We start from the raw sequence: 25,410 nt of genomic DNA, 5'->3' as shown, positions 1-25,410 counted from the left end.
ACTCGGCTAATGGTTCAATCCTTTTTAAAAGGTGTAAGTTTTATTCTGTTATAAATACGTGCGAGAACTTCTCTTACTTTTATTTAATTATGAAAGCACAAAAAGACTGGTTTAAAGATAGAGGCTATCCACATTTTACTAATAAGACCCCATTGTCGATTAGAAAAAATATTGAACGCTATGTTACGAATTCCAAAAAAGTAGCTCATCACTCTTTTTCTCCTTTAATTTTTAAAGAAATTAAACAACGTCGCTATAAATTAGCCAAATTTAATGATGTAAAAAGGCATTCTCATAAGAAGGTCAAAAAAGGTAAAGTAGTTTCAAATACAAAAATCAGAAAAATACTTTATGCTTCCCATATTGATGCACACATATATTCTTATTATACACAACAAATTATTAACCCAAAATATGAGACTTATCTAAAAAATAACTCATTACTTTCAAATTCGATAACTGCATACAGACAAATTGAAACAGATGATAAGCTCAAGTTTAAAAACAATGTTCATTTTGCGAAGGATGTTTTTGATGAAATTAAACGAAGAAAAAATTGTGTTGCTTTAGTTCTAGATATAGAAAACTTCTTTCCTAGTCTAAATCATAAAAAACTAAAATTAGCTTGGGCTAAAATATTAGGCAACAAAACGTTACCAAAAGATCATTTTAATATTTTTAAAGCAACAACTAAATTTTCTTATGTAAAACTAAAAGATCTAAAATCCAAAAACGGCCATTTTGATGAAAAGCGATTATCGAAACATAGAAAAAACGGTAAACACACCTTTTTTGAAAGTATAAAAGACCTTATTGATTCAGATATCATCATACATAAAAATCAAAAAAAAGATGATAATAAAAACTTAATGGGAATACCTCAAGGTTTACCCATTAGCGCATTACTTGCTAACATTTATATGCTTGATTTTGATGAATCCGTAATAAATGAATTAACAGTAAAGCACAGTGTATTCTACAGAAGATATTCTGATGATATTGTCGTGATTAGTAAAGAAAATCAAATAAAGCTAATTGAAGAGTTTGTCAAAAATGAAATGATAAAAAATAAATTAACTATTTCATTAGAAAAAACAGAGAAAACACTTTTCAAAATAAACCGTGGCCGTTTACAAAGTTTCAAAATTGAGAACAATGGTAATTTAAAAGAAAACGTTCCATTAAACTACTTAGGTTTTGAGTTTTATGGCTACCAAACATTAATAAAGTCTAAAAATTTGGCTAAGTTTTATAGAGAAATGAAGGAAACTATAAAACGAAAACATAAAAGAGTTGAAACCATTAAAGAAAAACACCTTTTAGATGAAGCTCCTATATTTAAAAGAAAAGTATATAGGCTTTTTAGTTTTAAAGGAGAGAAGTCTAGAATGCTTCCAGTTAAAAGAACGGAATTTGTAAATAGCAAAGCAAGAACCAAAAATTTTGAAAGAAAATTTAGAGGTAATTATTTAAGATATGCATACAGAGCTTCTGATGAATTGGAAGCTCCGGAAATAAAACGACAGTTACGAAATCATTGGAAAATACTTCAAAAGACTTTGAAAAAATATGATTTTTCAAATGTTAAGAAAGATTAAAGAGTTCTCGAGACACCTCTTTTTATTTATTACTTTTACATCTTAGATACTTATATTATGAACGACAATATAATTCTCATCTTATCCATTTTAATTGCTGCTGCGATTGGTGGCTATTTAGGTATGCTTTTTACCAAACTTAAAAGTAAAAGTGAGCAAAGCACCTTACAAGAACGCAATAGCAATTTACAAGAACAGCTAAATCATTTAAAGGGGTCTGCAGAAGAAGAAAAAAACAAACAAACTGAAGTTTTTAAAAACCAAGTTGAAGAGCTCAAATCGACTATTACAAAACTAGAAAACGAAAGAGAAAGCATTAGACGAGAAAAAGAGTTTCTTAATGCCGAACTAACAAGAAGGAATACAGAATTCGAAAACCTGACCTTAAAAAATAACGAGCAAAAAGAAGAGGTTGAAAAACTTCAGGAAAAATTCACAAAAGAATTTGAAAATCTGGCAAACAAAATTCTTGACGAAAAATCAAATAAATTCACGGAGCAGAATAAAGAAAATATTAAAAATATATTAAGTCCGTTACAAGAAAAAATACAAGGTTTTGAGAAAAAAGTAGAGGCTTCTCAAAAAGAAAGTATCAGTATGCATTCTGCTTTAAAAGAGCAGTTATTGGGTCTTAAAGACCTAAATCAACAAATGACTAAAGAGGCTACAAACCTAACTAGAGCTCTAAAAGGCGACAGTAAAATGCAAGGGAATTGGGGCGAATTAGTGCTAGAACGTGTTCTTGAAAAATCTGGTTTAGAAAAAGATAGAGAGTATTTTATACAACAAAGTTTTACTTTAGATAATGGTTCACGAGTTTTACCAGATGTTGTACTACATCTTCCTGATGGTAAAAAAATGATTATTGATAGTAAAGTCTCCTTAACCGATTATGAGCGCTTGGTAAATGCAGATGAAGAGGACAAAATCAAATATTTAAAAGCCCATGTTAATTCTATAAAAAAGCATGTCGATCAACTTTCAGAAAAAAATTACCAAGATCTGTATGACATAGAATCACCAGATTTTGTACTCATGTTTATACCCATAGAACCAGCATTCGCCATAGTTGTTAACGAAGACAACGCTATTTACAACAAAGCTTTTGAGAAAAACATTGTTATCGTTACACCTTCAACACTTCTTGCTACTTTACGTACAATAGACAGCATGTGGAATAACGAGAAGCAGCAACGTAATGCTGTCGAAATTGCGCGACAAGCTGGAGCTTTATATGATAAATTTGAAGGTTTAGTTACAGATTTAACAGGAGTTGGCAAAAAGATTGATGCTGCAAAAAACGATTATTCATCAGCAATGAACAAGCTAGTTGAAGGAAGAGGCAACCTTATAACTAGTGTTGAGAAACTTAAAAAAATGGGAGCCAAAGCTAAAAAATCACTCCCTGAAGCTATCATAAAACGTGCTGAAGAGGACCATATTTAAATTTACTAAAAATACGATATTATGAAAATTTTAATTAGAATAATTATTGGGTTAATTGTCATTTTCGTTGGTTATTTCTGCTTTTTATACTTTGCAACCTACAGCAAAGGGGTTAGAGCTGGAGAACTGGTGAAATTTAGTAGTAAAGGCGTTATTATTAAAACTTGGGAAGGTGAAATAAGTCAAGGTGTTTCAGATTCGCAATTTTTTAAATTCTCGGTTGAAGATGGTGAAAAACAAGTTATAGAAGACTTAAACAATATGCAAGGCTACTATGTTAAGCTGCATTATTTTGAACGCTACAAAAACCTTTTTTGGTTAGGAGACACTAAATATTTTATAACAAAAGTCGAAAAGACTGATAGAAAAATGAATAAATAAAAATACATGTATAAACACGCAAAAGAATCACAAGTAGCAATTACAGAACTTATGCTTCCATCCCACTCTAATTTTAGCGGAAAAATTCATGGTGGGCATATCTTAAATTTAATGGATCAAATTGCATTTGCTTGTGCTTCAAAACACTCCAACAATTACTGTGTAACTGCATCAGTAAATAGAGTAGATTTTTTAAATCCAATTGAAGTTGGAGAATTAGTAACTTTAAAAGCTTCGGTTAATTACACTGGAAGAACTTCTATGGTTATAGGATTAAGAGTAGAATCAGAAAATATTCGAACGGGAGAAGTAAAACACTGTAACTCATCTTATTTCACAATGGTTGCAAAGAATGAGCATGGCAAAAACGCTACGGTTCCAGGGTTAATTTTAGATACAGAGCAGAGTATTAGACGTTTTGCTAGAAGTATTGCCAGACAGGACCAGGCTAGAAAACGGTCTACTAAGTTTAAATCTTCCGAATTTAAAATGGAGGAACATTTGGAGCTTATAAAAACACAAAATGCAAAAATTGATCTGAAATAAAACGACTGTGTTTAAAAATAAACCCTCATTACAATATTTGGATAAAACCCCAAAGACGTTTGCAGTGTTTCATCAACATCTCCATTATTAACTCGAAAAAAATTATTGATTTCATTCTTTCTATTAAAAACATTCCAAATAGATGCTCCTATTTCAGCTCTAGTTTTCCGTCCAACTTTGAAATTATATGATGCAGAAATATCTAATTTAAAATAGTCTTTTAATTCATTACTATTGCTTGTACTAAAATTAATTTCGTTACCAACAATTTCATTTCCTTTAATTGGTAGAGTTGTCGGATTACCGGAAAACCAATTTAAACCTGCAGATACTTTTAGGTTACCATATTTGTATGTACTTCCCAGTGTAATTGCATGATTAATATTATAATTACTAGGGAACTTGTATTCAGGTAATGACTTAAACGTATAGGTGCTATTTAAATATCCATAGCTTAACCAAACATTAAGGCTATGTATTTGTTTTCTTAAAATAAAATCGACTCCATCAGCTTTATAATCGCCTATAGCTTGAACAAACTCATACTGATTTTGAAATCCTTGACTTTGAGAGGTTATGTCATTTACTTTTTTATGATAGGCTTCTAAACTTAATTGCCAACCTTTTTTATTATAATTTGCTCCCACTGACACTTGCTTACTTTTTATAATAGGAATGCTGCTGTTGTTAGAGAGTTGCCATCTCCTTTTTTCAACACCCAAGAAATCATTCTGAAAATTAATCACTTGCGAAGTGTTTTGATGTTTCATTTCTCCAAGAACTTCTAGACTTAAATTTTTATGCAATTTATGTGTAAAAATGAAACGAGGTTCCCAAATTTGCTTTTTAAACTTACTTATATAATTAAACCTAACTCCTGTTGATAAACTTGTATTTTTATTTAAGGATTTATAATTAATCTGAGAAAAAACACCATGTGTTCTAAGTACTTCTGAAATTAATTGTCTAAAAATTGGTGAGTCCACATCATCTAAATTGGTCACCTTCGTTTCTACAAAATGATATCCACTTAACAAGCTAAGTCTTTCGCTAAGCCAATAATTGGTCTTTAATTTAAAACTTGTTTCCGACACGATATTCTCTTGTAAAAATCGTTGAGAATCAACAATATTCGCGTTAATGGCCTTTAGCTTATAATCTGTTTCATAAAGTTCAAATGATGATTGCCATTTATCATTCCAAACCTTATCATAGTGAATTGCTCCTGCTATACTTTTTTGCGTGACACTACTTTCTCTTGACTCCTCCAAAGTATTTTCATTGAATATCAACTCATTAGCTACATTTATAAAATTAACTCGTAATTCATCTTTATCACTTACTTTATAAATCCATCGAAAAGAAGCATCATAAAAATCAAACTCTTTACCAGTATTCATTACTGCACTCCTACTGTTTTCAACTTCAGTATCTTCCGAAATTTTGTCAAAAAAGTTATTGTAAGCTGGCGTTTTAACAAAATCATTAATTGATTTTCTTAGAGCCACTTGAATTGATGATTTTCTACCTATAGGAATATCTGCAAAACCATTAGTATCAATAAAATTAACACCAATATTCCCCTTAAAATTAGTATTAACTTGGTTATTAGTTTGCATAGAAATAGAACCAGAAACACCATCAGTATAACTTACATCAGATCCGTTTTTAAATAAAAACACATTCTGTGTAATCTGCGGATTATACATGGAAATAAGTCCAAAAAAGTGCCCAGACTGATACATTTTAATGCCATCCCATAAAATTAAATTTTGATCATGACTACCTCCCCTTATACTAATATTAGAGACATTTTCATTAATGCTTTGTATTCCAGGAAATGCTTGTACTGATCTTAAAACATCTGTTTCAATCAACCCCGGAAGCATAGTAAATTTTGAGAAATCAATTTTAAAAGAACCATTATCCAACTTACTTATCCCTTTAATAATGTAACTAGGAACAATAACTTCTGGTAACAACTGCAAATCTTGCTTTAAATCCACAACTTCGGGTATGCTAACTAAAACAAAACTATCACTAATAAGGGTGTATTGTAAACTTGTCGTTTTCTCCAAATAATCCAAAACTTCAGAAAATGACATCTCTTTGGACGGCGGAGCAATTTTATAGCCTTCAACAACATCTTTTGCATAGTTAAATTGATAATTATATTGCCTTTGAATATCACGTAAAACAGAGATAAGCGGAAGTTTTTTTAAATTCTCTTGAGTATTGACAGCCAAGGAAAAAGCAAAAGTAATCAATACAAATAAAACGCACTTACTAATTTGTATTTTCATGGATTACAATGTCATTAGATGAACTAACTTCATAAGTTAAACCCATTGGTTTTGTGATAGAAATGAGTGCTTGTTTAATATTATCGTGTTTAAATCCTCCTGTAAACTTTCGCATCGAATTAACACTTTTAAGTGCGACTTTTACATCATACTGCCTTTCAAATTCTTCAATAACAACTAAAAAAGGGACTTCATTAAAACGACTAACATTATTAATCCATTGAGGTTCAACAAATCCTGTTTTATCTTCAATAAAGCTACCGTTTAAAATTCGAAAAGTATCTCCTACATACAAAATGCGTTTAATTTTATTTGAAATCACGCTTACCACTCCCTCAAAGCACTTGACTTCAAAATAATTATGACGTTGTTTTACGTTAAATTTTGTTCCTAAAACAGAGACCAAACCATCGCTAGTAACTACGTCAAACTTACTACCCTTTTCTACCATAAAATAAGCTTCGCCATTTAGTTTAACATGTCTATCATGTTGCCAATCATTTTTATTAAACTTTATTTGAGAAAGCGCATTCAGTCTAACTTTTGATTGATCTGGAAGCTCTATAATAGATTTCTGATGTGATAAAGTTTGAAAAGTAGTAATGGTGTCTTTGAAAGCATAAAAATAAATACCAAAACCTATTACCAAAGCCGCAGCTATTTGAATTACAGGCTTTAGCCAACTTAATCTCCTGACCGGATTTTTATTGGATTCATACCGCTCCTTAAATGCCTCAAAATTTCTATTAATTGAAAAATTAGACGCCTTAAAATATTTTGCAGCATCAAGAATATTAGTATTTAACTCATAATCATCAAGCTCCTTAAATACATCTTTTTCAGCTTCTGTCAACTCATTATTCAGCCACTTTTTTATTAAATATTCTTTGTCCATTAATAGTATAACAACTTAAATCTTAAAATCCCTGATTATTTTATGTTAAAGTTTTCAAGTTCTTCTTTAAGCCTTGTAAAAGCACAATAAATTCTATATTCCACAACCTTTTTGGTAACACCTAATTGTTCTGCTATTTCCGCATGTTTTTTCCCCTCAACCTTATTTAGCAAAAAAGCAACCCGCTGACCTTCTGTTAATTTTGTTAATGCTGTTTTATATTTTTCAAGAAATTGACTCTCTTCTAAAAGAAACTGAGGATTTTCGTTTGTATAATGTCTCCTGGGCGTTTTTTGATAATCTAAAACCACTTTTTGATGCTTGATATCATTAAGCACTAAATTATTGGCAACCGTAAACAAAAAAGCCTTAGCCTTAGCAAAAGTTACTTTTTTACAGTTGTCCCATAACTTAATAAATGCTTCCTGGGCTTTATCATCGGGATTAATTTGAGAACCATATTTATAATAAAGAAAGTCATGTAAATCTTTCGAGTATTTATTATAAATACCCTCAAAGATATGAGTATGACAAATACTATTATTGGAGTCTTTTGACAATTTTTTAAATTATTTCTGAAAGATATATAAATCTTTTTATAAAAATTTCAGGGATTTTAAGATTTAAGTTGTTATATAATAAACCAAGGGATTTTATTCCATTATGAAGGTATCCACTAATAATTTTATTATATATTTTCTTCTCTTAAATGTTCTATTGACGTCATGTAGAAAAGAAGAAATGGAGCTTATTGAAGCTCCTTCTGATGAAGCATTAGTTGCAAATTCATTAATAGTAAATTTAATGCAGCAAGTTTCTAGCAATGATGGTTCTAATGATAACATTATAGATAAATCAAATTGTTTTAACATCAAATATCCACTTAAAGTCACAGTCAATGGCCAACAAATCAATGTAAAATCAGAAGATGAGTATAAGGTTATTGAATATATTTTTGATGATAACGATGATGACGTTGATGTTTTAGACATAACATTTCCCGTAACTATTGTGTTAGAAGATTTCACAGAAGTAATCATAAATAACTATATAGAATTTAACAGCTACTCTGCGAATTGTCCAGGCGAAAACCAAGTTGATAATGATATTGAATGTCTGGATTTTCAATACCCAATCATTGCCTCAATATTTAACAAAAGCACTGAAATCACAAATATCAATGCTATTACCACAGATGCTGAATTAAATCATTTCTTAAAAGATTTGGGTGATGACTTAATTGTTACAATTAATTTCCCTGTAAATGTGATGCTTATAGACAACAGCATTATGAGCATAAATAATTTATCAGAACTTGAAAACACCATCAACAACTATAAAAATGATTGTGATGAAGATGATGACTACGACTATAATGATGATGATTGTGACGACTGTAATATTGAAAAATTAACCACCACGCTAATAAACTGTAAAGGCTGGACTGTTGATCAATTAGACCGGAATAACACAAATTACGATGATGTTTACGAAGGTTACACATTCAACTTTTTAGCTGATGGTCGAGTTGGCGCATATTGGTCTGGTTTTAGTGCATACGGTAGTTGGGATGCCTCAGGAACGAAAAACAATATAAAAATAACTATAAATATACCTGATTTACCGTTGTGTAATAATGATTGGATTTTACATGAAATATCTGAATATACTAAAACGCGATTAGATTTACGTGTAGCTGACGCTGATAGGTTAAGGTATAACAATGTTTGCAACTAATAATAAGCTAGTGATTGATGCTTCTATTATGAAAAAGAAAAATTTCAATCTTCAAGTTTTCTAACAATATACTTGGAGCTAGCAAATACTGTTTCAGTTTTTTAACTGAAACAGTATTATTAAAAAACAAAAATGAAAAAGAAAGTTTTTTTGGGTCTTTTACTAACCATAGGTTTAGTCTTTTCATATAATTATATATATCAAGATCACAGAAATATTGAAACGGAAAAAGTCAAGTACAAAATCACCTCTCAATACATTAAAGATGAATTTAAAATGGATGCATTAAAATCAGAAAAAAAATACCTAAATAAAACGATTGAAGTTTCAGGAATTGTTTCAGAATTAAGTAAAAATAATTTGACTTTAGATGATCATGTTTTTTGTGTTTTTACCGCTCCAATTAATAACAATTTAAGAATAAATTCAAAAACAAAAGTAAAAGGACGCTTAATAGGCTATGATGATTTGTTAGAACAGATCAAGCTAGACCAATGTATAATTAAATAATTCAAAAAAAAAAAAAAAAAAATGATGAAAAAAATTTTACCCACTTTAATATTCTTAGGGATATTAAGTTTAAATGCCCAAATTAGAGTTAAACTGGTAGATCCTTCAGACAACACTGTAGTACTGCACAATTATGGAGGAACCACAATAGATGTCTCAACTTATTGGTTCTGTAACTTTCCCGCTTATGCTGCAATTAATGGTATGAGCATTAATTCAGGGTCAACAAACTTAGCTCCGGATGAAGAAGTAAGTATAACCAGCTCCATAAATTTTGACCCTTCAGACGCTGAATTTGGATTATACACCACAAACACCTCTAATTTTATTAATGATATGGTAGATTATTTACAATGGGGTTCTTCGGGACACCAGCGCGAACCTGTTGCAGTTGCAGCAGGTATCTGGAATGCGGATACTTTTATATCTGTAGATCCTCCTTTTGAGTATACTGGAACTGGATCAGAAAATGGTATTTCTAATTGGGAAACTTTTTTAAGCTCCGAAGACTTCAAAATAAACAATTTTTCGATGTCGCCTAACCCTACCTCCTCACTATTAACTTTAAAATTCCCAAAAAACATCGATAAAGGAACACTCAATATATATAACACTTTAGGTGAAGTTATTTTAAGCAAAATATTTTCTTCTAGCAATACCCTTCAGATTGATGTTTCTAACTTCAGTCAGGGGATATACTTAGTCAAAATAAATAATCAAACTAAACGTTTTATAAAACAATAAAAATCATTCAGCCCTTTAAACATCTTGCATATGAAAAATTTATTGCTAGTTTTTATTTGCTTTCCTTTTTTTGCCCTTTCACAAGATGATTTATTAGAAGAAATAGATTCTGATTCTACTAGACAGCAATATGCAACAGCAGCATTTAAAGGCTTAAAAATTGTTAACTTTGAATCTACAAAACTTGTAGCAAAAAGTGAGTTCACGTTTGTAGTTGCACATAGATTTGGTAGCTTAAAAAATGGTATTGACACCTTTTTTGGTTTGGATGATGCGGTAACCCGATTAAACTTTATTTATGGGATTAATGATGGACTTAATATAAGTATATCTAGAAGCTCGTTTCAAAAAATTTATGAAGCTACCACAAAATACCGTTTAATTAATCAAGGTCATAATAATTTCCCTTTAACTGTTGTAGGCATAAATTCAATTTTAGTAAATACAGGGCTTGATGAAATTAGTTATCCTTTAATTGAGTTTAAACACCGTCTAGGTTATACTTTTCAAGTTTTAGCCTCGAGAAAAGTAAATTCAAAACTATCTTTAGAATTAGCTCCTACCATTTTTCATGACAATTTTGTAGTCGTTGACGAACAGGATAACACTCAATTTGCAATAGGTTTTGGCGGACGATATAAACTAAGTAAACGTTGGTCATTAAACGCAGATTACGGTCTACATCTCAATAGAGCAAGCAGTTCACCATTTAAAAACCCATTGTCTATTGGTGTTGATTTGGAAACTGGAGGTCATGTATTTCAAATGCATTTTACCAATGCCCAGGGCATGAATACCAACACCTTTTTAGGACAAACCTCTGGAGATTGGAGCAATGGCGATATTTATTTTGGATTTAACCTAAGTAGAAGATTTTAAGCCCTGTTAACTAAAAATATAGTAATATGAAAACGAAACATTTAATTTACCTTTTAGGTCTGCCCTTAATGATTTATACTTGTTCAAGTGATAGTCCTGATGACGTAATTCCTGACCCTAAACCAGATCCTACATCAGAAATCACCTATGATGATAATATTAAAAGTATCATGTCTGCAAACTGTACGCAATGCCATGGGGCTCCCACATCTCAAGGCGCTCCTTTTTCATTAACAACTTTTACGCAGGTAAAAAACAGAGTCGACGTTATCATTTCTAGAATGAATAATAGCGCGAATCCTATGCCTCCAGCTGGTCTTTTGAGTACAGATGTTAGAGCTATGGTAAAGCAGTGGAAAGATGATGGATTATTAGAGAATTAAACCATTAAAATGAACCTTTAACAATGAATAAAGTACTTTATATTATCGCCTTTTTAGTCAGTATTTATACTTTTTCACAAGAAAAATATCTAACAAAAACGGGAAATGTATCTTTTGAAGGATCAGTCGCTACATTCGAAGAAGTTAAAGCCATAAATAATTCTGTAACTGCAATAATTAATACTGAAAACGGAGAGTTTGCCGCATTGGTTTTCGTGAAAGGTTTTCGATTTAAAAACGCTCTTATGGAAGAGCATTTTAATGAGAACTATGCGGAATCCGATCTTTATCCAAAGGCTACCTTTAAAGGGCAATTAAAAAACCTTGATTTAATAAATATAGCTAGTAAGAAAGATTATAGCCTTAGTGGCATCCTAAATTTCCACGGGAGTTCTAAACAAATGGAAAGTACTACTGTAAGTATTGAAAGAACAGATGATAGCATTACTATGAGTGGCTATATTAAGGTACTTGCATCAGATTTTGATATAAAAATTCCGAAGATTGTAAAAAATAAGATTGCTGAAGATATCAATATAAATTTCTCATTCGTTATGAAAAAGCAATAAAAAAAGCCGCTTGAAGCGGCTTTTTTTATTTCAATCTATGTGTTTTATTTACTCAAATACATTTTGCGTCTTGAATACAAATCATAAAATTCATCATCTTTTAAACTATCAATAAACAAAATGCTTTCTCCAGTACTTTTCATTTCAGGTCCTAAACGTTTATCAACATTAGGAAACTTATTAAAAGAGAATACAGGTTGCTTAATCGCATACCCTTCTAATTGCGGATTAAAATTAAAATCAGTTACCTTCTTCTCGCCTAACATTACTTTAGTTGCATAATTTACATAAGGTTCTTTATATGCTTTTGCTATAAAAGGAACTGTTCGAGATGCTCTTGGGTTTGCTTCAATAATGTAAACCGTGTCATCTTTTATTGCAAATTGTATATTAATTAACCCAACAGTATTTAATGATCTTGCAATGGTATGTGTATGATCAATAATCTGTTGCATTACTAAATCTCCTAAATTAAATGCTGGTAAGGTTGCGTTAGAATCTCCGGAGTGTACACCACATGGTTCAATATGTTCCATAATTCCAATAATATAAACATTACCATCAGCATCACAAATCGCATCTGCTTCTGCTTCAATGGCTCCATCTAAATAATGGTCCAACAAAAGTTTATTGTTTGGAATTTTTCTAAGTAAATCAACTACGTGTTCTACTAACTCTTCCTTATTAATAACAATTTTCATCCCTTGTCCTCCAAGAACGTAAGATGGCCTAACCAGAATTGGGAAATCTAATTCATCTGCCAACTCTAAAGCTTCATCAGCATTTTCAGCAACTCCAAATTCTGGGTAAGGAATATTATTTTCTTTTAGCAGTTTAGAAAAACTTCCTCTGTCTTCAGCTAAATCTAAAGATTCAAAACTTGTTCCTATAATTTTAACACCGTACTTAGTAAGCTTCTCTGCTAACTTTAATGCTGTTTGACCTCCTAATTGAACAATAACACCTTCAGGTTTTTCGTGACGAATAATGTCATAAATATGCTCCCAGAATACAGGTTCAAAATATAGTTTATCTGCCGTATCAAAATCTGTAGAAACAGTTTCAGGATTACAATTAATCATAATAGTTTCATAACCACATTCTGCAGCAGCTAAAACCCCATGAACACAACAATAATCAAACTCAATTCCTTGGCCAATTCTGTTAGGACCAGAACCTAGAACAACAACCTTCTTTTTATCAGTCACCACACTTTCATTGTGCGTATACTGTTCACCCGAGGCTGTTTCAACAACGTTTTCAAATGTAGAATAGTAGTACGGTGTTTTTGCCGTAAACTCGGCTGCACAAGTATCTACAAGCTTAAATACACGTTGAATGTTAAACTCTTCTCTTTTGTTATAAACTTGACTCTCTAAGCACCCTAGCATATGAGCAATCTGACGATCTCCATACCCTTTCTGTTTAGCCTCAAGCAATAAATCTCTATCTAAAGTATCGATATTGAACTTTGAAATTTCTTTCTCTAACTGGAATAATTCCTCATATTGCTTTAAATACCACATGTCAATTTTCGTGATATCATAAATCTGACTTAACGGAATCCCCATAGCAATAGCATCATAGATCACAAAAACACGATCCCAAGAAGCGAATTTCAACTTCTCAATAATAGTATTGTAATCTGTATAACCTTTCCCGTCAGCACCTAAACCATTACGTTTAATCTCTAGAGATTGAGTGGCTTTATGTAAAGCTTCCTGGAACGAACGCCCAATTCCCATTACCTCTCCTACCGCTTTCATTTGAAGACCTAAAGTTCTATCAGACCCCTCAAACTTATCGAAATTCCAACGTGGTATTTTTACAATAACATAATCTAAAGTTGGCTCAAACAAAGCCGAAGTAGATTTTGTAATTTGATTGTCTAACTCATCCAAAGTATATCCTATGGCCAATTTAGTAGCTATCTTTGCAATAGGGTATCCAGTAGCCTTACTTGCTAAAGCTGATGAACGTGATACACGTGGATTAATTTCAATGGCAATAATATCTTCTTTTTCATCAGGGCTTACAGCAAACTGTACATTACAACCTCCTTCAAAATCACCAATACTACGCATCATTTTAATAGCCATATCACGCATTTTCTGATATGTTCTATCACTTAATGTCATAGCAGGTGCAACGGTTATAGAATCTCCTGTATGGATTCCCATAGGATCCATATTCTCTATAGAACAAATAATAACAACATTATCATTTCTATCACGAAGTAATTCTAATTCATACTCCTTCCACCCCATCATGGCCTTATCTATCATAACCTCATGAATAGGAGAGATTTCTAGACCTCTGCGTAAAAGTTTATCAAAATCTTCCTCCTCATAAACAATTGCGGCTCCAGCACCACCTAAAGTAAAAGAAGATCGAATACACAATGGAAAACCAAACTCTTGAGCAATTTCTTTTCCTTTTAGAAAAGAAGTTGCTGTAGCCTGTGGAGCCATATCAACACCTATTTTACCCATTAATTCCCTAAACTGTTCTCTATCTTCTGTAATATTAATAGCATTAATATCAACACCTATTAAATCAACTCCAAAATCTTTCCAAATTCCTTTTTCATCAGCTTCAATACACAAATTTAAAGCTGTTTGACCTCCCATAGTAGGTAATACAGCATCAATTTGAGGATGTTCCTTTAAAATTTTAATAATGGATTTAGTATTCAAAGGCAACAAATACACATGATCGGCCATGGAAGGGTCGGTCATAATAGTTGCAGGATTAGAATTAATTAAAACAGTTTCAATTCCATCCTCTCTCAGCGATCTAAGGGATTGAGATCCTGAATAATCAAATTCACATGCTTGCCCAATTACAATTGGACCTGAGCCAATAATTAGTATCGATTTAAGTTTTTGGTTTTTCGGCATTTTTACTGGTTATAATATTGAATTTTAATTTTTTACAAAAATAGTAATCACGAGATATAAAAAAAGGCGTTACACTTAAGTAACACCTTTATATTATCAACAATTGTTAATCATTATTTTTTATGTCTTGTTTCAGATGATACAGACAATCTTTTTCTTCCTTTAGCCCTTCTACGTGCTAATACCTTTCTACCATTAGCAGAAGCCATTCTTTCTCTGAAACCGTGTTTGTTTCTTCTCTTTCTTTTAGAAGGTTGAAATGTTCTTTTACTCATTGTCTTATATCTTTAAATCTGAAAAATGTAATTTTAAAATGTGGCTTTCTCCAAAACCGAGGGCAAATATACAAAGCCTTTACAACTTTGCAAACCATTTTTTAAAAAATATTTTAATAAATTATTTTATTTAATTAAGTCTACCTCAGACCTTTGTTTATTTGGGATAGCTCAATGTTTTTGTTAAATAGATGTACATTAGTTTTCATAAAAATTTAGTTTCTTTGCAGTCTTAAATTATAAAAAGTGTTCATTTTCTAAAATTAAGGACATTAAAATATTATTCGAAATAAAAAACCATGTTTAATAAAATTATAAAATTAATCATTGCAGCCGGTATTCTTGCTTATGCAGTTTATCAATTTACAGAGGGAAATATTGGAAACGGAATTGCTCTTATTCTATTAGCTTCTATTTTTGTTTTCTTGTATTTTAAAAATGAATTTATTCTTTTAGCGTTTTTAAGATTGCGTAAACAAGATTTTGGTGGAGCAAAAAAATGGTTAACAAAAATTAAAAACCCAGAAGCCGCATTAGTTAAAAAACAGCAAGGGTACTACAACTATTTGCATGGTATTATGGTTTCTCAAGACAACATGAATGAAGCTGAGAAATATTTCAGAAAAGCCATCTCTTTGGGTTTATCTATGGATCATGACTTAGCAATGGCTAAATTAAATTTGGCTGGAATTGCATTTTCTAAGCGTAGAAAACAAGAAGCTCAAAAATTACTTACGGAGGCCTCTAAACTTGATAAGCAAGGTATGCTAACCGACCAAATAAAAATGATGAAACAGAATATGAAACGTAGTGCCGGTCCTAACCAACACTATGGTGCTGGAGGTTCTTTAAGAGCTCAAAAGAGACGTGGATAGCATTTGTTTTTATAATAAAAACATAAAAGGGTTGAATATCTATTCAACCCTTTTTTATTAGATATTAGTCTACCTAACTAAATCGTAATATCCTTTTTCTGGAATTTCAATCTGATATAATTTCTTAGAACCGTTATTAAGATGTGGCTCCCGTAACCAAGGGTTGTGTAATTTAAGTATCTTGTAATTAATATTAAATTTTTGTGCAAACTGCGAAAAGTCCTTTACAGCCGTATCTACCTCAACTTTAAATGTAGGTACATTGTTATACAAGTCCTTATCCCTAAAATTAAAACCATACTGAGTAGGATTAGATAAAATTTCTTTTAAGGCAACTATTCTAAAAAGATAGCGCCCAGTCTCCTCTCCTAATAATAAATCATAATAACTCGAAACATTTTGTTCTCTTAAACGCCTGGAAATTCCAGCTTTACCCGCATTGTAGGACCCTGCTGCTAGCGTCCAAGACCCTAATTGTTCTTTTGCCTCTATAAGATATTTACAAGCAACCTCAGTAGCCTTTTCTAAATTATAACGCTCATCAACATTTTTATTCACTTCCAAACCATTTTCTCTTCCTGTAGCAGGCATAATTTGCCAAACCCCTCTTGCCCCTGCCGGAGATACAGCATTTGTTAACCCACTTTCAATAACAGCCAAATATTTAAAATCATCTGGGACTCCATATTTTTTCAAAATAGGCTCTATTACTGGAAAATATTTCTTCGCCCTTTTAAACATTAACAATCCGTTAGATTGCCAATATGTATTTACCAATAATTCTCTATCCATACGCTCATGAATATCCGGATTTTGCAAAGGCATCTGCTCGCCAGCAAAGTTTAAATCGTCCGGTACCTGAAGCGCATAAACATTGTAATCATTTATAAGTTTTTTTTCAAAATTTTCATCTGTTGGAGCATCTTGGAGGGCATAAATAAACAACAAGCATAAACTTAATAATCCTACCAAAGCCAATCCTCTCTCTACTATTTTCATGACTAAAAAAGTTTTTTTTAAAATTAACAAAAATACGCTATTCACCTAAGATAATTCTTGGTAAATTTTCATTAAACCACTTATATTTATTAATAATCATAATGTGTGTTCCTTTTGGAATAATTATACAATTCGAAATGTTTTTTACTGGAAAAACCGAATCACTATCACCATGAATATGCACCAGTTCATGGCTATAAGTTTCCTGCTCCCAACAAACCATTTGTTTAATTGCCCAACTCAAATATTTACTATCGTTCACGGAAAGATATTTTTTATACAATTCAATACGTTTAGCCATGAGTTTTCCAAAGGCATACTTTTCAAAAACCTCAATTTTACTAGCTAAATGGGTTGGAACCACTCTGTAGGCTCCGGTAGATTTTGCAAGTAACATTTTTTTAGGAAGCTCATGCTTACTTTTTACGCTAGACACAATTATTAATTTTCTAACATTAATATGTTTAATCATTTCCTGAACTAGCACTCCTCCAAATGATACACCCAATAATACGATACGATCATGCTTAATGTGCTTGCATATTCTAAAAGCATAACTGTTTAAGGTTTCATCAGTCAAGGGAATCATCCATTCTAACAAATGAATCTCAAATTGATCTTCAGGCAATTTAATATGTTCAAAAATTTTTGGACTTGCCGCCATTCCTGGCATCAAATAAACATGTATTATCTGCTGAGCCATAAGGCATTAACTTTTAATTTCCTTTATAGTAACAATTTTTTTTCGTACTTTTGCACAAAGTTAGAGAAATAGTGCTCACTATTTTTAATTCCTAAGAAATAAAATATACACAATATGGTTGAAGCTGTAGAATTAGTTGACAATGATTTTTTACGCCAATATGAAGCTAAAGTTGATGATCAATTAGCAAAAATTGAATATTCGTTACAAGAACGAAAAATATTTTTAACCAAATTAATTATCCCAGAAAACATTAAAGATGAAGGCTTTAAGAAAGAATTCTTAGCTAGAGTCTTTGAAGAAATTGGAGAGCGCAACTTAAGTGTTGTTCCTACTAGTCCGGAAATTGCAAAGTTTGTAAGGAGTAACAGAAAATATAAACGTATGCTTCCTGTAGGAGTAAGAATTTAATATTAAATTAAAAGAAACAAAAAAGCCGAAATTTAAAAATTTCGGCTTTTTTGTTTCTTAATTATAGGATCACTCTAGACATTAAGAACTTTTTCTAATAAGGTGAGTTTCACCAACCCATCTTCATCAATATTATTAAGTTTAACTGTATGAAGCGTGTTTACCAAACTCGGATTCCAAGGTGTTTTTACTTTTACGTAATTTTCGGTAAACCCATGAATATAACCTTCTTTATTCTCACTTTCAAAAAGCACTGTTCTCGATAACCCCAATTGACTTTCATAGAATGCTCTGCGTTTTTTAACAGATAAACCTCTTAGCATTTTACTACGTTTACTTCGTACTTTCCCTGGAACGACACCATCCATTTTAGCAGCTTCAGTATTATCACGTTCAGAATACGTAAACACATGCATATAAGAAATATCTAATTCAGACAAGAAATTGTATGTTTCAATAAAATGATCGTCAGTTTCACCTGGAAACCCAACAATAACATCAACCCCTATACAAGCATGAGGCATAACCTCTTTTATTTTCGAAACCCTATCAACATATAATTCTCGCATATAACGGCGTTTCATTTTTTTAAGAATGAAATTACTCCCAGACTGCAATGGAATATGAAGGTGTGGCACAAAAGCTCTTGATTTCGAAACCAAATCAATGGTTTCATTTTTCAAAAGATTAGGCTCAATAGACGAAATACGTAGGCGTTCAATACCCTCAACTTGATCTAGTTCTGTTACTAAATCTAAAAAAGTATGTTCGTGCTTTTTATTACCAAACTCACCTTTTCCATAATCACCAATATTAACACCTGTTAAAACAATTTCTTTAATATTTTGCTTCGAAATTTCTCTAGCATTACTTAAAACATTAGCCATGGTATCACTTCTAGAAACACCCCTAGCTAAAGGAATAGTACAATATGTGCATTTATAATCGCACCCATCTTGCACTTTTAAAAAGGCACGTGTTCTATCGCCAAGAGAATAAGATCCCACATAAAAATCGGCATCTTCAATTTCACAAGAATGTACTTCTCCAAAGTCATTTTTTGAAAGGTCGTTAAGGTAATCTGTTATTTTAAACTTTTCTGTTGCCCCAAGCACCAAATCTACCCCATCAACATCTGCTAATTCTTCAGGTTTTAATTGTGCATAACAGCCTATGGCCGTAACAAAAGCTTTAGGGTTTATTTTTTGAGTTTGCTTAACGATAGTCTTAAAACGCTTATCGGCATTTTCAGTTACCGAGCAGGTATTTATAACATAGATATCTGCTTTTTCCGAAAAATCAACTCTATCAAAACCCTCACTAGCAAAAGACCTTGCAATGGTAGAGGTTTCTGAAAAATTAAGTTTACAACCTAAGGTATAAAAAGCGACTTTTTTATTCATTTATTATATTTATTTCCACGATGATGGAAATCTCATTATATTTACCTACTTCGACTAAAAGTCTGCAAATTTACAACTAATTAGTTATATGATAAAACCTAAATCGAGACAAATAATTTACTATTTATCAATTAGTTGTATCCTTTTTTTGTTTTTTTCTTGTGGAAAATCTGCTAATTCAAATCAAGACCATTTAGTATTTAGATATAATGAATATGCCAATATTAACACCCTCGATCCCGCCTTTTCAAGAACCTTACAAGATAATAGTGTTTGCAACCAGTTATTTAACGGCCTAGTACAATTAGATGAAGAACTAAATATTTTGCCCTGTATTGCTAAAGATTGGAGTATTTCTGATGACGGAATAGTTTATCAATTTAATTTGCGCAATGATGTTTATTTTCACAAACATAAGTTGTTTGGAATTGACTCCACAAGAATTGTAGTCGCTAAGGATTTTGAATATAGTCTGAACCGGTTAAGAGATCATAAAATTGCGGCACCGGGAAGCTGGGTTCTAAATAAAGTTGATGACTTTAGAGCTATTAATGATACGCTTTTTGAAATTACTTTAAAGCAACCCTTTCCAGCGTTTATAGGCTTACTTACCATGAAGTACTGCTCTGTTGTTCCCAAAGAAGTTGTAGAACATTATGGCAATGAATTTAGATCGCACCCCATTGGAACAGGCCCGTTTAAATTTAAACGTTGGGAAGAAAGTATAAAATTAGTTTTTAGACGAAATGAAAACTATTTTGAAACAGATGAAAGAGGCAATAAACTCCCTTACCTTGAAGCTATAGCGCTAACTTTTTTGCCAGATAAACAAAGTGAATTTTTACAGTTTGCTCAAGGCAACATTGATTATTTACAAGGGTTAGATGCTTCTTATAAAGACGAATTATTAACGGCAGATGGACGTCTTCGTGAATCTTATTCTAAATCCATAAATATGACAACAGGACCTTATTTAAACTCAGAATACTTGGGCTTTTATTTGGATTCTGAAACTCCTGAAATTCAATCGAAACTCATAAGACAAGCTATTAATTATGGGTTTGATAGAAAAAAAATGATGATTTATTTACGAAATGGAATTGGCAATCCTGCCGATGGCGGTTTTATTCCAATTGGTTTACCTGGATATAAAAAATCTAACTACTTAACATATCAGCCCGAAAAAGCGGAACAACTTATCAAGCAGTTTAAAAAAGAAAGTGGTATTGTAAACCCTGAAATAATTTTAGTAACCTCAAGCAATTATTTAAGTTTTTGCGAATTTATTCAGCGTGAACTGGAAAAATCAGGATTAAAAATTAACGTAGACGTTATGCCGGAAGCCACCTTAAGATCTTCACGTTCTAGCGGTAAGGTAGACATGTTTAGAAGCTCGTGGGTTGCTGATTATTTAGATGCCGAAAATTATCTATCTATTTTTTACAGCAAAAACTTTACCCCAGATGGTTCTAACTATTTTCATTTTAAAAATGAAATGGTTGACAGTCTTTACAACAAAGCATTTACTATTTCTGATATTGAAAAAAGAAAACACCTATATACCACAATCGACTCTTTAGCCATGGACAATGCCATTATGGTTCCTTTATTCTATGATGAAGTGGTAAGATTTACTCAAAAAAATGTAAAAGGTTTAGGTATAAACCCTATTAATTTATTGGATTTGAAACGTGTTAAAAAAGATTAACTTTTTTAATCACTCTTTCATTAACAATTCCAATTACTATAGAATACATAGACGCTCCATAACAAAACATGATTAAACCATCTTGAAAAGGCAAATCTGTTCTAAACGTTTTTATAGCCATTAAACCTTCAGAAATCATAAACAAAACTACACCAAAAAAAACGAGTCGATAGCTTTTATTATTAACAACACCTTTTCTTAAAAAGGCAAATTGAAAGAGTAATAAAGAGATAAAAAAACTAATTAAGGCTGGTACAAAGAAACCTTTTAAACCATCATAAACCAAGCTTATTAAACCAACGGTATAACTAAACATGATTATAGAAAAGGGTATTAACCTTCTTACCTTAAAATCAAACCTATGAGAAAGCCTAAAGCAGAAAAATAACTTTGCCAATGAAACTAAAAACAGAGCAATCCCTAAGGAAATTTTACATTCAAGATTTATAAGAACCACATCGGCAGTTAAAAAAAATGATAATCCAATCATTGTCCACTTAAAACCATTCTTTCCAGTTTCAGATTGATTTAAATAATAAAATAGAATTAATAATATTAAAATTGGTGGTTTTGAAATATAACGATACGGAAATACAGGACAACATAACTTAACTAGAATATCTGCAATGAGTAAACTAAAAAAAAGTATGGTAAACTTATTTTTATCTTTAAGAAAATCAATCATACTACAAGTGTTCTGCCTAGTTATAAAACATGCTTTTTGTGACAACACAAAAATATTCAAAATGAATAAACTCTAACTTTCACAAGGCTATAACCTTGTGAAATAACACCCTAGTAATTAAGTTATTGTTGACGCTCTTTTTGCTTCTTCAAAAAAAACGAGGACGAAAATATTCATATTCACAAATACATTGACACGAAATATTGACCACAAAATAAAGCCCAACCTTCAGATAACCAAAAAAACTACTCCCGTCTATATTTTTTAGTGTCTTCAAAAACGTACTCAAGGATTACTTTATCCTGATCTGAGAATTCAATTTTACGCCTATCCATAACAACCTTGGCCACTTCAAATGCCTTTTTAGTCAAATAAGTTGTAAAACCACCATTCCCTCCCCAACTAAAACTGGGTACAAAATTCCTTGGAAAACCACTACCAAAAATATTAGCACTTACGCCAACTACGGTTCCCGTATTAAACATAGTATTTATACCACATTTAGAGTGATCTCCCATCATAAGTCCGCAGAACTGAAGTCCCGTTTTTGCAAACCCTTCGGTTTGATAATCCCATAAACGCACCTCGGCGTAATTATTTTTTAAGTTTGAGTTATTTGTATCTGCACCTAAATTACACCATTCACCTAACACGGAATTCCCAAGAAAACCATCATGTCCTTTATTAGAATACCCAAATAAAACAGAATTATTAATCTCTCCTCCTACTTTACTATGAGGCCCTACGGTTGTTGGTCCATAAATTTTGGCGCTTAATTTTATTGTAGCACTTTCACATAATGCTAAAGGCCCTCTAATAACCGAACCTTCCATGATCTCAGCATTCTTTCCTATATATATGGGTCCTTTACTTGCGTTTAGGGTTGTAAATTCTAATTGTGCTCCTGCCTCAATAAAAATATTTTCGGGAGCAATTATACTATTACTAGCTGGAATAGGTAGCGAAGTTCTTCCTTTTGTAAGTAAAGTAAAATCTTCGTGGATAGCCTCTCCATTCTTTGAGAATATATCCCATGTATGATGTATTTCAATAACATCATCTTCGAACTCAATGGCGTCATAGTCATTAAAATCAATATCATCTTGAGCTTCTTTAGTAAAAAAAGCAATGACATTTTCACCTTTAAAAATAGCTTGATTTTCTTTTAAACGCTTTACCAACTCTACCAATTTTAAATTTGGAAGAAAGGATGCATTTATCATGATATTTTCATCCATTTCAACCATAGGGTATTTATCAGATAAATATTCTTCTGTAACGGTGGTTGTGGTATACTCTAAAAAAGATTCCCATTTTTCTCTGATGGTTAAAATACCAACACGAATATCTGCTACGGGTCTTGTATATGTAAAGGGCAATAAATTATTGCGTGAAGGACCATCAAAAAGAATATAATTCATACTGAGCTGAAATTGGTTTGAGTTTATAGCGTTGTAAAAATAAAAAAGCCTCTCTATAGTAGAAAGGCTTTTAATAAATATATTTTAAGCTAAAATTATTTTTTAAACTTAGCGTATTTAGTTTTGAACTTATCAATACGACCAGCTGTATCTACTAATTTAGATTTACCCGTATAGTATGGGTGCGATGTTCTAGAAATCTCCATTTTCACTAATGGGTATTCAACGCCATCAACTTCAAGAGTTTCGTTAGTATCTGCAGTAGATTTTGTTAAAAATACGTCATCATTAGACATATCTTTAAATGCTACCAATCTATAATTTTCTGGATGTATACCTTTTCTCATCGCTAAATGCTTTTTATTCTTTTCAATTTTGGAAGTGCAAATTTAAGTATTTTTTATAAACCCACAATATATTTTAAACTTTTTTATTTTCAATTCAAATGTAACATTTTTCTACCTTTGGTTACTAACAAATAACGTAAACTAAATAATCAACATATTATGGAAAAATCTTTGAAGTCAATTGCAACAAATTACGGCCTATACCTGGGGGTTTTATTAACCCTTATTACCGTTTTAGCCTATGCTATAAATCTAGAACTACTTACCAATATGTGGGTTGGGATATTTATTTTAATTGCAATAATAGTTTTAGGTATTGTTTCTGTCGCCAAAGTAAAGCAAGCTCAAAATGGATTTGCGACTTTTAAACAATCTTTCACAGCTTATTTTATTACCGTACTTATAGGTCTTTTGATAAGTACTTTTGTGTCTTATTTACTTTTTAATGTTGTTGACACTGAAGCTGCAGAAATTTTAAAAGAAAAAACCATTGTACAAACGGTTGACATGATGGAAGGGTTTAATGCGCCAACCGATAAAATTGATGAAACTATTGCACAAATGGAAGCTCAAAATCAATATTCTCTTGGCAACATAGCCAAAGGTCTGGCGGGCTATCTTGTTTTTTTTAGTATCATTGGTTTAATTGTTGCAGCAGCCATGAAAAAAAGTAACCCAGACGCAGAATAAATTCAGTATTTTTGAATATTATTTTGAAATTATTCTAAATGAATATATCTGTAGTTATACCACTACTCAACGAACAAGAGTCTTTAACAGAATTATATGATTGGATTGCAAATGTTATGCAATCCAATCATTTTTCGTATGAAATCATTTTTATTGATGACGGCAGTACTGATAATTCCTGGAAAACGATAACACAACTTTCTTCTAAAGACACGAATGTTCGTGGCATTCGTTTTTTGCGAAACTTTGGAAAGTCACAAGCCCTTCACGCTGGTTTTGCAAAAGCTCAAGGTGATGTCGTTATTACTATGGATGCCGATTTACAAGATAATCCAGATGAAATTCCGGAGTTATACCAAATGATTACCTCAGAAGGTTTCGACTTAGTTTCTGGATGGAAAAAGAAACGTTACGATTCTGTAATTACGAAAAACTTACCTTCAAAATTATTTAACTGGGCTGCACGAAAAACGTCAGGCGTCAAGCTTAATGACTTCAATTGTGGATTAAAAGCTTATAAAATCAACGTTGTTAAAAACATTGATGTTCATGGTGAAATGCACCGCTATATCCCTGTACTTTCAAAAAACGCTGGATTCTCAAATATTGGAGAAAAAGTGGTTCAGCATCAAGCAAGAAAATATGGAGATACGAAGTTTGGAATAGATAGGTTTATTCATGGATTTCTAGATCTAATAACCATTTGGTTCTTATCTCGTTTTGGCAGAAGGCCCATGCATCTCTTTGGGGCATTAGGATTTATCATGTTTGCTATCGGCTTTTCTTTTGCAGCATACTTGGGCGTTGATAAACTTTACTTAAACCCTACTGGAAGACTTATTACTCAGCGTCCTCAATTTTACATAGCACTTTCCACAATGATTATTGGTACACAGTTTTTTGTTGCCGGTTTTCTAGGCGAAATTATTTTGCGGAACAGACAAGACAAAAAGCGCTATTTAGTTAAGGATGAATTAAATTTATCTTAGGCTTTAAACAAGG

Annotated in this window: 26 protein-coding genes; 15 read left to right on the top strand and 11 right to left on the bottom strand. The window is 31.7% G+C overall.

Translation table 11 applies throughout. The features are described from left to right. The first annotated feature begins 89 nt into the window (after positions 1-89). From Q0857_RS10470 to Q0857_RS10455, 4 genes are read left to right on the top strand one after another with little or no spacing between them, the layout of a single operon-like run. Positions 90-1,598, top strand: a complete 1,509-nt coding sequence (locus Q0857_RS10470) for a reverse transcriptase domain-containing protein (RefSeq protein ID WP_298534799.1) — start codon at positions 90-92, stop codon at positions 1,596-1,598. A 57-nt stretch (positions 1,599-1,655) separates the two neighbouring features. Further along, positions 1,656-3,044, top strand: a complete 1,389-nt coding sequence (rmuC, locus tag Q0857_RS10465; protein ID WP_298534797.1) for a DNA recombination protein RmuC — start codon at positions 1,656-1,658, stop codon at positions 3,042-3,044. Positions 3,045-3,065: 21 nt separating this feature from the next. Beyond that, a complete protein-coding gene (locus Q0857_RS10460; protein WP_298534795.1) occupies positions 3,066-3,425 on the top strand; it encodes a 6-phosphogluconate dehydrogenase in 360 nt (119 codons plus the stop codon). Between the two features lie 6 nt (positions 3,426-3,431). After that, on the top strand, positions 3,432-3,971 hold the full coding sequence (locus Q0857_RS10455; RefSeq protein WP_298534793.1) for an acyl-CoA thioesterase: 540 nt from the start codon (positions 3,432-3,434) through the stop codon (positions 3,969-3,971). Positions 3,972-3,982: 11 nt separating this feature from the next. On the opposite strand, the gene Q0857_RS10450 is transcribed toward Q0857_RS10455, so the two are convergent. The 3 genes from Q0857_RS10450 to Q0857_RS10440 are packed head-to-tail and all read right to left on the bottom strand — an operon-like array spanning position 3,983 to position 7,729. Beyond that, on the bottom strand, positions 3,983-6,274 hold the full coding sequence (locus Q0857_RS10450; protein WP_298534790.1) for a TonB-dependent siderophore receptor: 2,292 nt from the start codon (positions 6,272-6,274) through the stop codon (positions 3,983-3,985). Next, complete coding sequence (locus Q0857_RS10445; RefSeq protein ID WP_298534788.1) at positions 6,258-7,169, bottom strand: FecR family protein; 912 nt, start codon at positions 7,167-7,169, stop codon at positions 6,258-6,260. The genes Q0857_RS10450 and Q0857_RS10445 overlap by 17 nt, the downstream gene beginning before the upstream one ends. Before the next feature lie 35 nt (positions 7,170-7,204). Next, entirely contained in the window at positions 7,205-7,729 is a 525-nt protein-coding gene (locus tag Q0857_RS10440) for a sigma-70 family RNA polymerase sigma factor (protein WP_298534786.1), read from the bottom strand. 157 nt (positions 7,730-7,886) lie between these two features. Between Q0857_RS10440 and Q0857_RS10435 the strand changes: the two genes are divergently transcribed. From Q0857_RS10435 to Q0857_RS10410, 6 genes are all read left to right on the top strand, one after another. Beyond that, positions 7,887-8,906: a hypothetical protein gene (locus Q0857_RS10435; RefSeq protein WP_298534783.1), complete on the top strand. Its 1,020-nt coding sequence runs from the start codon at positions 7,887-7,889 to the stop codon at positions 8,904-8,906. A 132-nt stretch (positions 8,907-9,038) separates the two neighbouring features. Then, positions 9,039-9,416 (top strand): hypothetical protein, encoded by a 378-nt coding sequence (locus tag Q0857_RS10430; RefSeq protein ID WP_298534782.1) that lies wholly within the window; start codon positions 9,039-9,041, stop codon positions 9,414-9,416. Between the two features lie 21 nt (positions 9,417-9,437). Next, positions 9,438-10,160, top strand: coding sequence for a T9SS type A sorting domain-containing protein (locus Q0857_RS10425; protein ID WP_298534781.1), 723 nt, complete (start codon positions 9,438-9,440; stop codon positions 10,158-10,160). 30 nt (positions 10,161-10,190) lie between these two features. Then, on the top strand, positions 10,191-11,039 hold the full coding sequence (locus tag Q0857_RS10420) for a DUF5777 family beta-barrel protein (RefSeq protein ID WP_298534780.1): 849 nt from the start codon (positions 10,191-10,193) through the stop codon (positions 11,037-11,039). Between the two features lie 26 nt (positions 11,040-11,065). Further along, on the top strand, positions 11,066-11,422 hold the full coding sequence (locus Q0857_RS10415) for a hypothetical protein (RefSeq protein ID WP_298534778.1): 357 nt from the start codon (positions 11,066-11,068) through the stop codon (positions 11,420-11,422). 23 nt (positions 11,423-11,445) lie between these two features. Next, a complete protein-coding gene (locus Q0857_RS10410; protein WP_298534776.1) occupies positions 11,446-11,991 on the top strand; it encodes a YceI family protein in 546 nt (181 codons plus the stop codon). A gap of 44 nt (positions 11,992-12,035) precedes the next feature. Here the strand turns inward: Q0857_RS10410 and carB are convergent, their stop codons facing one another. Then, the gene (gene carB, locus Q0857_RS10405; protein ID WP_298534774.1) at positions 12,036-14,891 is read right to left on the bottom strand and encodes a carbamoyl-phosphate synthase large subunit; all 2,856 of its coding nucleotides are present in this window, start codon (positions 14,889-14,891) and stop codon (positions 12,036-12,038) included. 113 nt (positions 14,892-15,004) lie between these two features. After that, on the bottom strand, positions 15,005-15,166 hold the full coding sequence (gene rpmH, locus Q0857_RS10400; RefSeq protein ID WP_042244185.1) for a 50S ribosomal protein L34: 162 nt from the start codon (positions 15,164-15,166) through the stop codon (positions 15,005-15,007). A gap of 299 nt (positions 15,167-15,465) precedes the next feature. Here rpmH and Q0857_RS10395 point away from each other — a divergent pair, with 299 nt between their 5' ends. Beyond that, positions 15,466-16,041, top strand: a complete 576-nt coding sequence (locus tag Q0857_RS10395; protein WP_298534773.1) for a DUF2892 domain-containing protein — start codon at positions 15,466-15,468, stop codon at positions 16,039-16,041. 69 nt (positions 16,042-16,110) lie between these two features. On the opposite strand, the gene Q0857_RS10390 is transcribed toward Q0857_RS10395, so the two are convergent. Together Q0857_RS10390 and Q0857_RS10385 are read right to left on the bottom strand one after the other, a co-directional pair. Next, positions 16,111-17,040, bottom strand: coding sequence for a lytic transglycosylase domain-containing protein (locus Q0857_RS10390; RefSeq protein WP_298534771.1), 930 nt, complete (start codon positions 17,038-17,040; stop codon positions 16,111-16,113). Between the two features lie 37 nt (positions 17,041-17,077). Then, positions 17,078-17,743, bottom strand: coding sequence for an alpha/beta hydrolase (locus Q0857_RS10385; protein ID WP_298534769.1), 666 nt, complete (start codon positions 17,741-17,743; stop codon positions 17,078-17,080). A gap of 114 nt (positions 17,744-17,857) precedes the next feature. Here Q0857_RS10385 and Q0857_RS10380 point away from each other — a divergent pair, with 114 nt between their 5' ends. Continuing rightward, complete coding sequence (locus Q0857_RS10380; protein WP_298534766.1) at positions 17,858-18,154, top strand: N-acetyltransferase; 297 nt, start codon at positions 17,858-17,860, stop codon at positions 18,152-18,154. A gap of 74 nt (positions 18,155-18,228) precedes the next feature. On the opposite strand, the gene mtaB is transcribed toward Q0857_RS10380, so the two are convergent. Beyond that, positions 18,229-19,557, bottom strand: a complete 1,329-nt coding sequence (gene mtaB / locus Q0857_RS10375) for a tRNA (N(6)-L-threonylcarbamoyladenosine(37)-C(2))-methylthiotransferase MtaB (RefSeq protein WP_298534764.1) — start codon at positions 19,555-19,557, stop codon at positions 18,229-18,231. 88 nt (positions 19,558-19,645) lie between these two features. On the opposite strand from mtaB, the gene Q0857_RS10370 reads away from it, so the two are divergent. Beyond that, a complete protein-coding gene (locus Q0857_RS10370; protein ID WP_298534760.1) occupies positions 19,646-21,265 on the top strand; it encodes an ABC transporter substrate-binding protein in 1,620 nt (539 codons plus the stop codon). Here Q0857_RS10370 and Q0857_RS10365 read toward each other — a convergent pair. The 3 genes from Q0857_RS10365 to Q0857_RS10355 all read right to left on the bottom strand — a co-directional run bounded on the left by Q0857_RS10365 (position 21,252) and on the right by Q0857_RS10355 (position 23,718). Further along, positions 21,252-21,950 carry a lysoplasmalogenase family protein gene (locus Q0857_RS10365; protein ID WP_298534756.1) on the bottom strand — a complete coding sequence of 233 codons (699 nt, stop codon included), beginning with the start codon at positions 21,948-21,950 and terminating at the stop codon, positions 21,252-21,254. The genes Q0857_RS10370 and Q0857_RS10365 overlap by 14 nt on opposite strands. Before the next feature lie 245 nt (positions 21,951-22,195). Further along, positions 22,196-23,371, bottom strand: a complete 1,176-nt coding sequence (locus Q0857_RS10360) for a GlmU family protein (RefSeq protein ID WP_298534753.1) — start codon at positions 23,369-23,371, stop codon at positions 22,196-22,198. Between the two features lie 95 nt (positions 23,372-23,466). Next, entirely contained in the window at positions 23,467-23,718 is a 252-nt protein-coding gene (locus tag Q0857_RS10355) for a type B 50S ribosomal protein L31 (RefSeq protein ID WP_135876988.1), read from the bottom strand. A 159-nt stretch (positions 23,719-23,877) separates the two neighbouring features. On the opposite strand from Q0857_RS10355, the gene Q0857_RS10350 reads away from it, so the two are divergent. Together Q0857_RS10350 and Q0857_RS10345 are read left to right on the top strand one after the other, a co-directional pair. Then, entirely contained in the window at positions 23,878-24,408 is a 531-nt protein-coding gene (locus Q0857_RS10350) for a DUF4199 domain-containing protein (protein ID WP_298534748.1), read from the top strand. A 38-nt stretch (positions 24,409-24,446) separates the two neighbouring features. Next, a complete protein-coding gene (locus tag Q0857_RS10345; RefSeq protein WP_298534745.1) occupies positions 24,447-25,397 on the top strand; it encodes a glycosyltransferase family 2 protein in 951 nt (316 codons plus the stop codon). Positions 25,398-25,410 lie beyond the last annotated feature (13 nt).

The organism is uncultured Algibacter sp., assembly GCF_947495925.1.
GTDB lineage: Bacteria > Bacteroidota > Bacteroidia > Flavobacteriales > Flavobacteriaceae > Algibacter_E.
Note: the sequence above shows the minus strand (reverse complement) of the source record. Positions and strands in the feature narration are given on the sequence as shown.

What these genes read in the sequence shown, in the direction of transcription:
- Q0857_RS10380 (WP_298534766.1), top strand. Translation starts at nt 17,858, where the DNA reads ATGGTTGAAGCTGTAGAATTAGTTGACAATGATTTTTTACGCCAATAT.
- Q0857_RS10350 (WP_298534748.1), top strand. Translation starts at nt 23,878, where the DNA reads ATGGAAAAATCTTTGAAGTCAATTGCAACAAATTACGGCCTATACCTG.
- Q0857_RS10390 (WP_298534771.1), bottom strand. Translation starts at nt 17,040, where the DNA reads ATGAAAATAGTAGAGAGAGGATTGGCTTTGGTAGGATTATTAAGTTTA.
- Q0857_RS10415 (WP_298534778.1), top strand. Translation starts at nt 11,066, where the DNA reads ATGAAAACGAAACATTTAATTTACCTTTTAGGTCTGCCCTTAATGATT.
- rmuC (WP_298534797.1), top strand. Translation starts at nt 1,656, where the DNA reads ATGAACGACAATATAATTCTCATCTTATCCATTTTAATTGCTGCTGCG.
- Q0857_RS10355 (WP_135876988.1), bottom strand. Translation starts at nt 23,718, where the DNA reads ATGAGAAAAGGTATACATCCAGAAAATTATAGATTGGTAGCATTTAAA.
- Q0857_RS10455 (WP_298534793.1), top strand. Translation starts at nt 3,432, where the DNA reads ATGTATAAACACGCAAAAGAATCACAAGTAGCAATTACAGAACTTATG.
- carB (WP_298534774.1), bottom strand. Translation starts at nt 14,891, where the DNA reads ATGCCGAAAAACCAAAAACTTAAATCGATACTAATTATTGGCTCAGGT.
- Q0857_RS10420 (WP_298534780.1), top strand. Translation starts at nt 10,191, where the DNA reads ATGAAAAATTTATTGCTAGTTTTTATTTGCTTTCCTTTTTTTGCCCTT.
- rpmH (WP_042244185.1), bottom strand. Translation starts at nt 15,166, where the DNA reads ATGAGTAAAAGAACATTTCAACCTTCTAAAAGAAAGAGAAGAAACAAA.
- Q0857_RS10395 (WP_298534773.1), top strand. Translation starts at nt 15,466, where the DNA reads ATGTTTAATAAAATTATAAAATTAATCATTGCAGCCGGTATTCTTGCT.
- Q0857_RS10370 (WP_298534760.1), top strand. Translation starts at nt 19,646, where the DNA reads ATGATAAAACCTAAATCGAGACAAATAATTTACTATTTATCAATTAGT.
- Q0857_RS10460 (WP_298534795.1), top strand. Translation starts at nt 3,066, where the DNA reads ATGAAAATTTTAATTAGAATAATTATTGGGTTAATTGTCATTTTCGTT.
- mtaB (WP_298534764.1), bottom strand. Translation starts at nt 19,557, where the DNA reads ATGAATAAAAAAGTCGCTTTTTATACCTTAGGTTGTAAACTTAATTTT.
- Q0857_RS10445 (WP_298534788.1), bottom strand. Translation starts at nt 7,169, where the DNA reads ATGGACAAAGAATATTTAATAAAAAAGTGGCTGAATAATGAGTTGACA.
- Q0857_RS10470 (WP_298534799.1), top strand. Translation starts at nt 90, where the DNA reads ATGAAAGCACAAAAAGACTGGTTTAAAGATAGAGGCTATCCACATTTT.
- Q0857_RS10425 (WP_298534781.1), top strand. Translation starts at nt 9,438, where the DNA reads ATGATGAAAAAAATTTTACCCACTTTAATATTCTTAGGGATATTAAGT.
- Q0857_RS10410 (WP_298534776.1), top strand. Translation starts at nt 11,446, where the DNA reads ATGAATAAAGTACTTTATATTATCGCCTTTTTAGTCAGTATTTATACT.
- Q0857_RS10385 (WP_298534769.1), bottom strand. Translation starts at nt 17,743, where the DNA reads ATGGCTCAGCAGATAATACATGTTTATTTGATGCCAGGAATGGCGGCA.
- Q0857_RS10450 (WP_298534790.1), bottom strand. Translation starts at nt 6,274, where the DNA reads ATGAAAATACAAATTAGTAAGTGCGTTTTATTTGTATTGATTACTTTT.
- Q0857_RS10430 (WP_298534782.1), top strand. Translation starts at nt 9,039, where the DNA reads ATGAAAAAGAAAGTTTTTTTGGGTCTTTTACTAACCATAGGTTTAGTC.
- Q0857_RS10345 (WP_298534745.1), top strand. Translation starts at nt 24,447, where the DNA reads ATGAATATATCTGTAGTTATACCACTACTCAACGAACAAGAGTCTTTA.
- Q0857_RS10365 (WP_298534756.1), bottom strand. Translation starts at nt 21,950, where the DNA reads ATGATTGATTTTCTTAAAGATAAAAATAAGTTTACCATACTTTTTTTT.
- Q0857_RS10360 (WP_298534753.1), bottom strand. Translation starts at nt 23,371, where the DNA reads ATGAATTATATTCTTTTTGATGGTCCTTCACGCAATAATTTATTGCCC.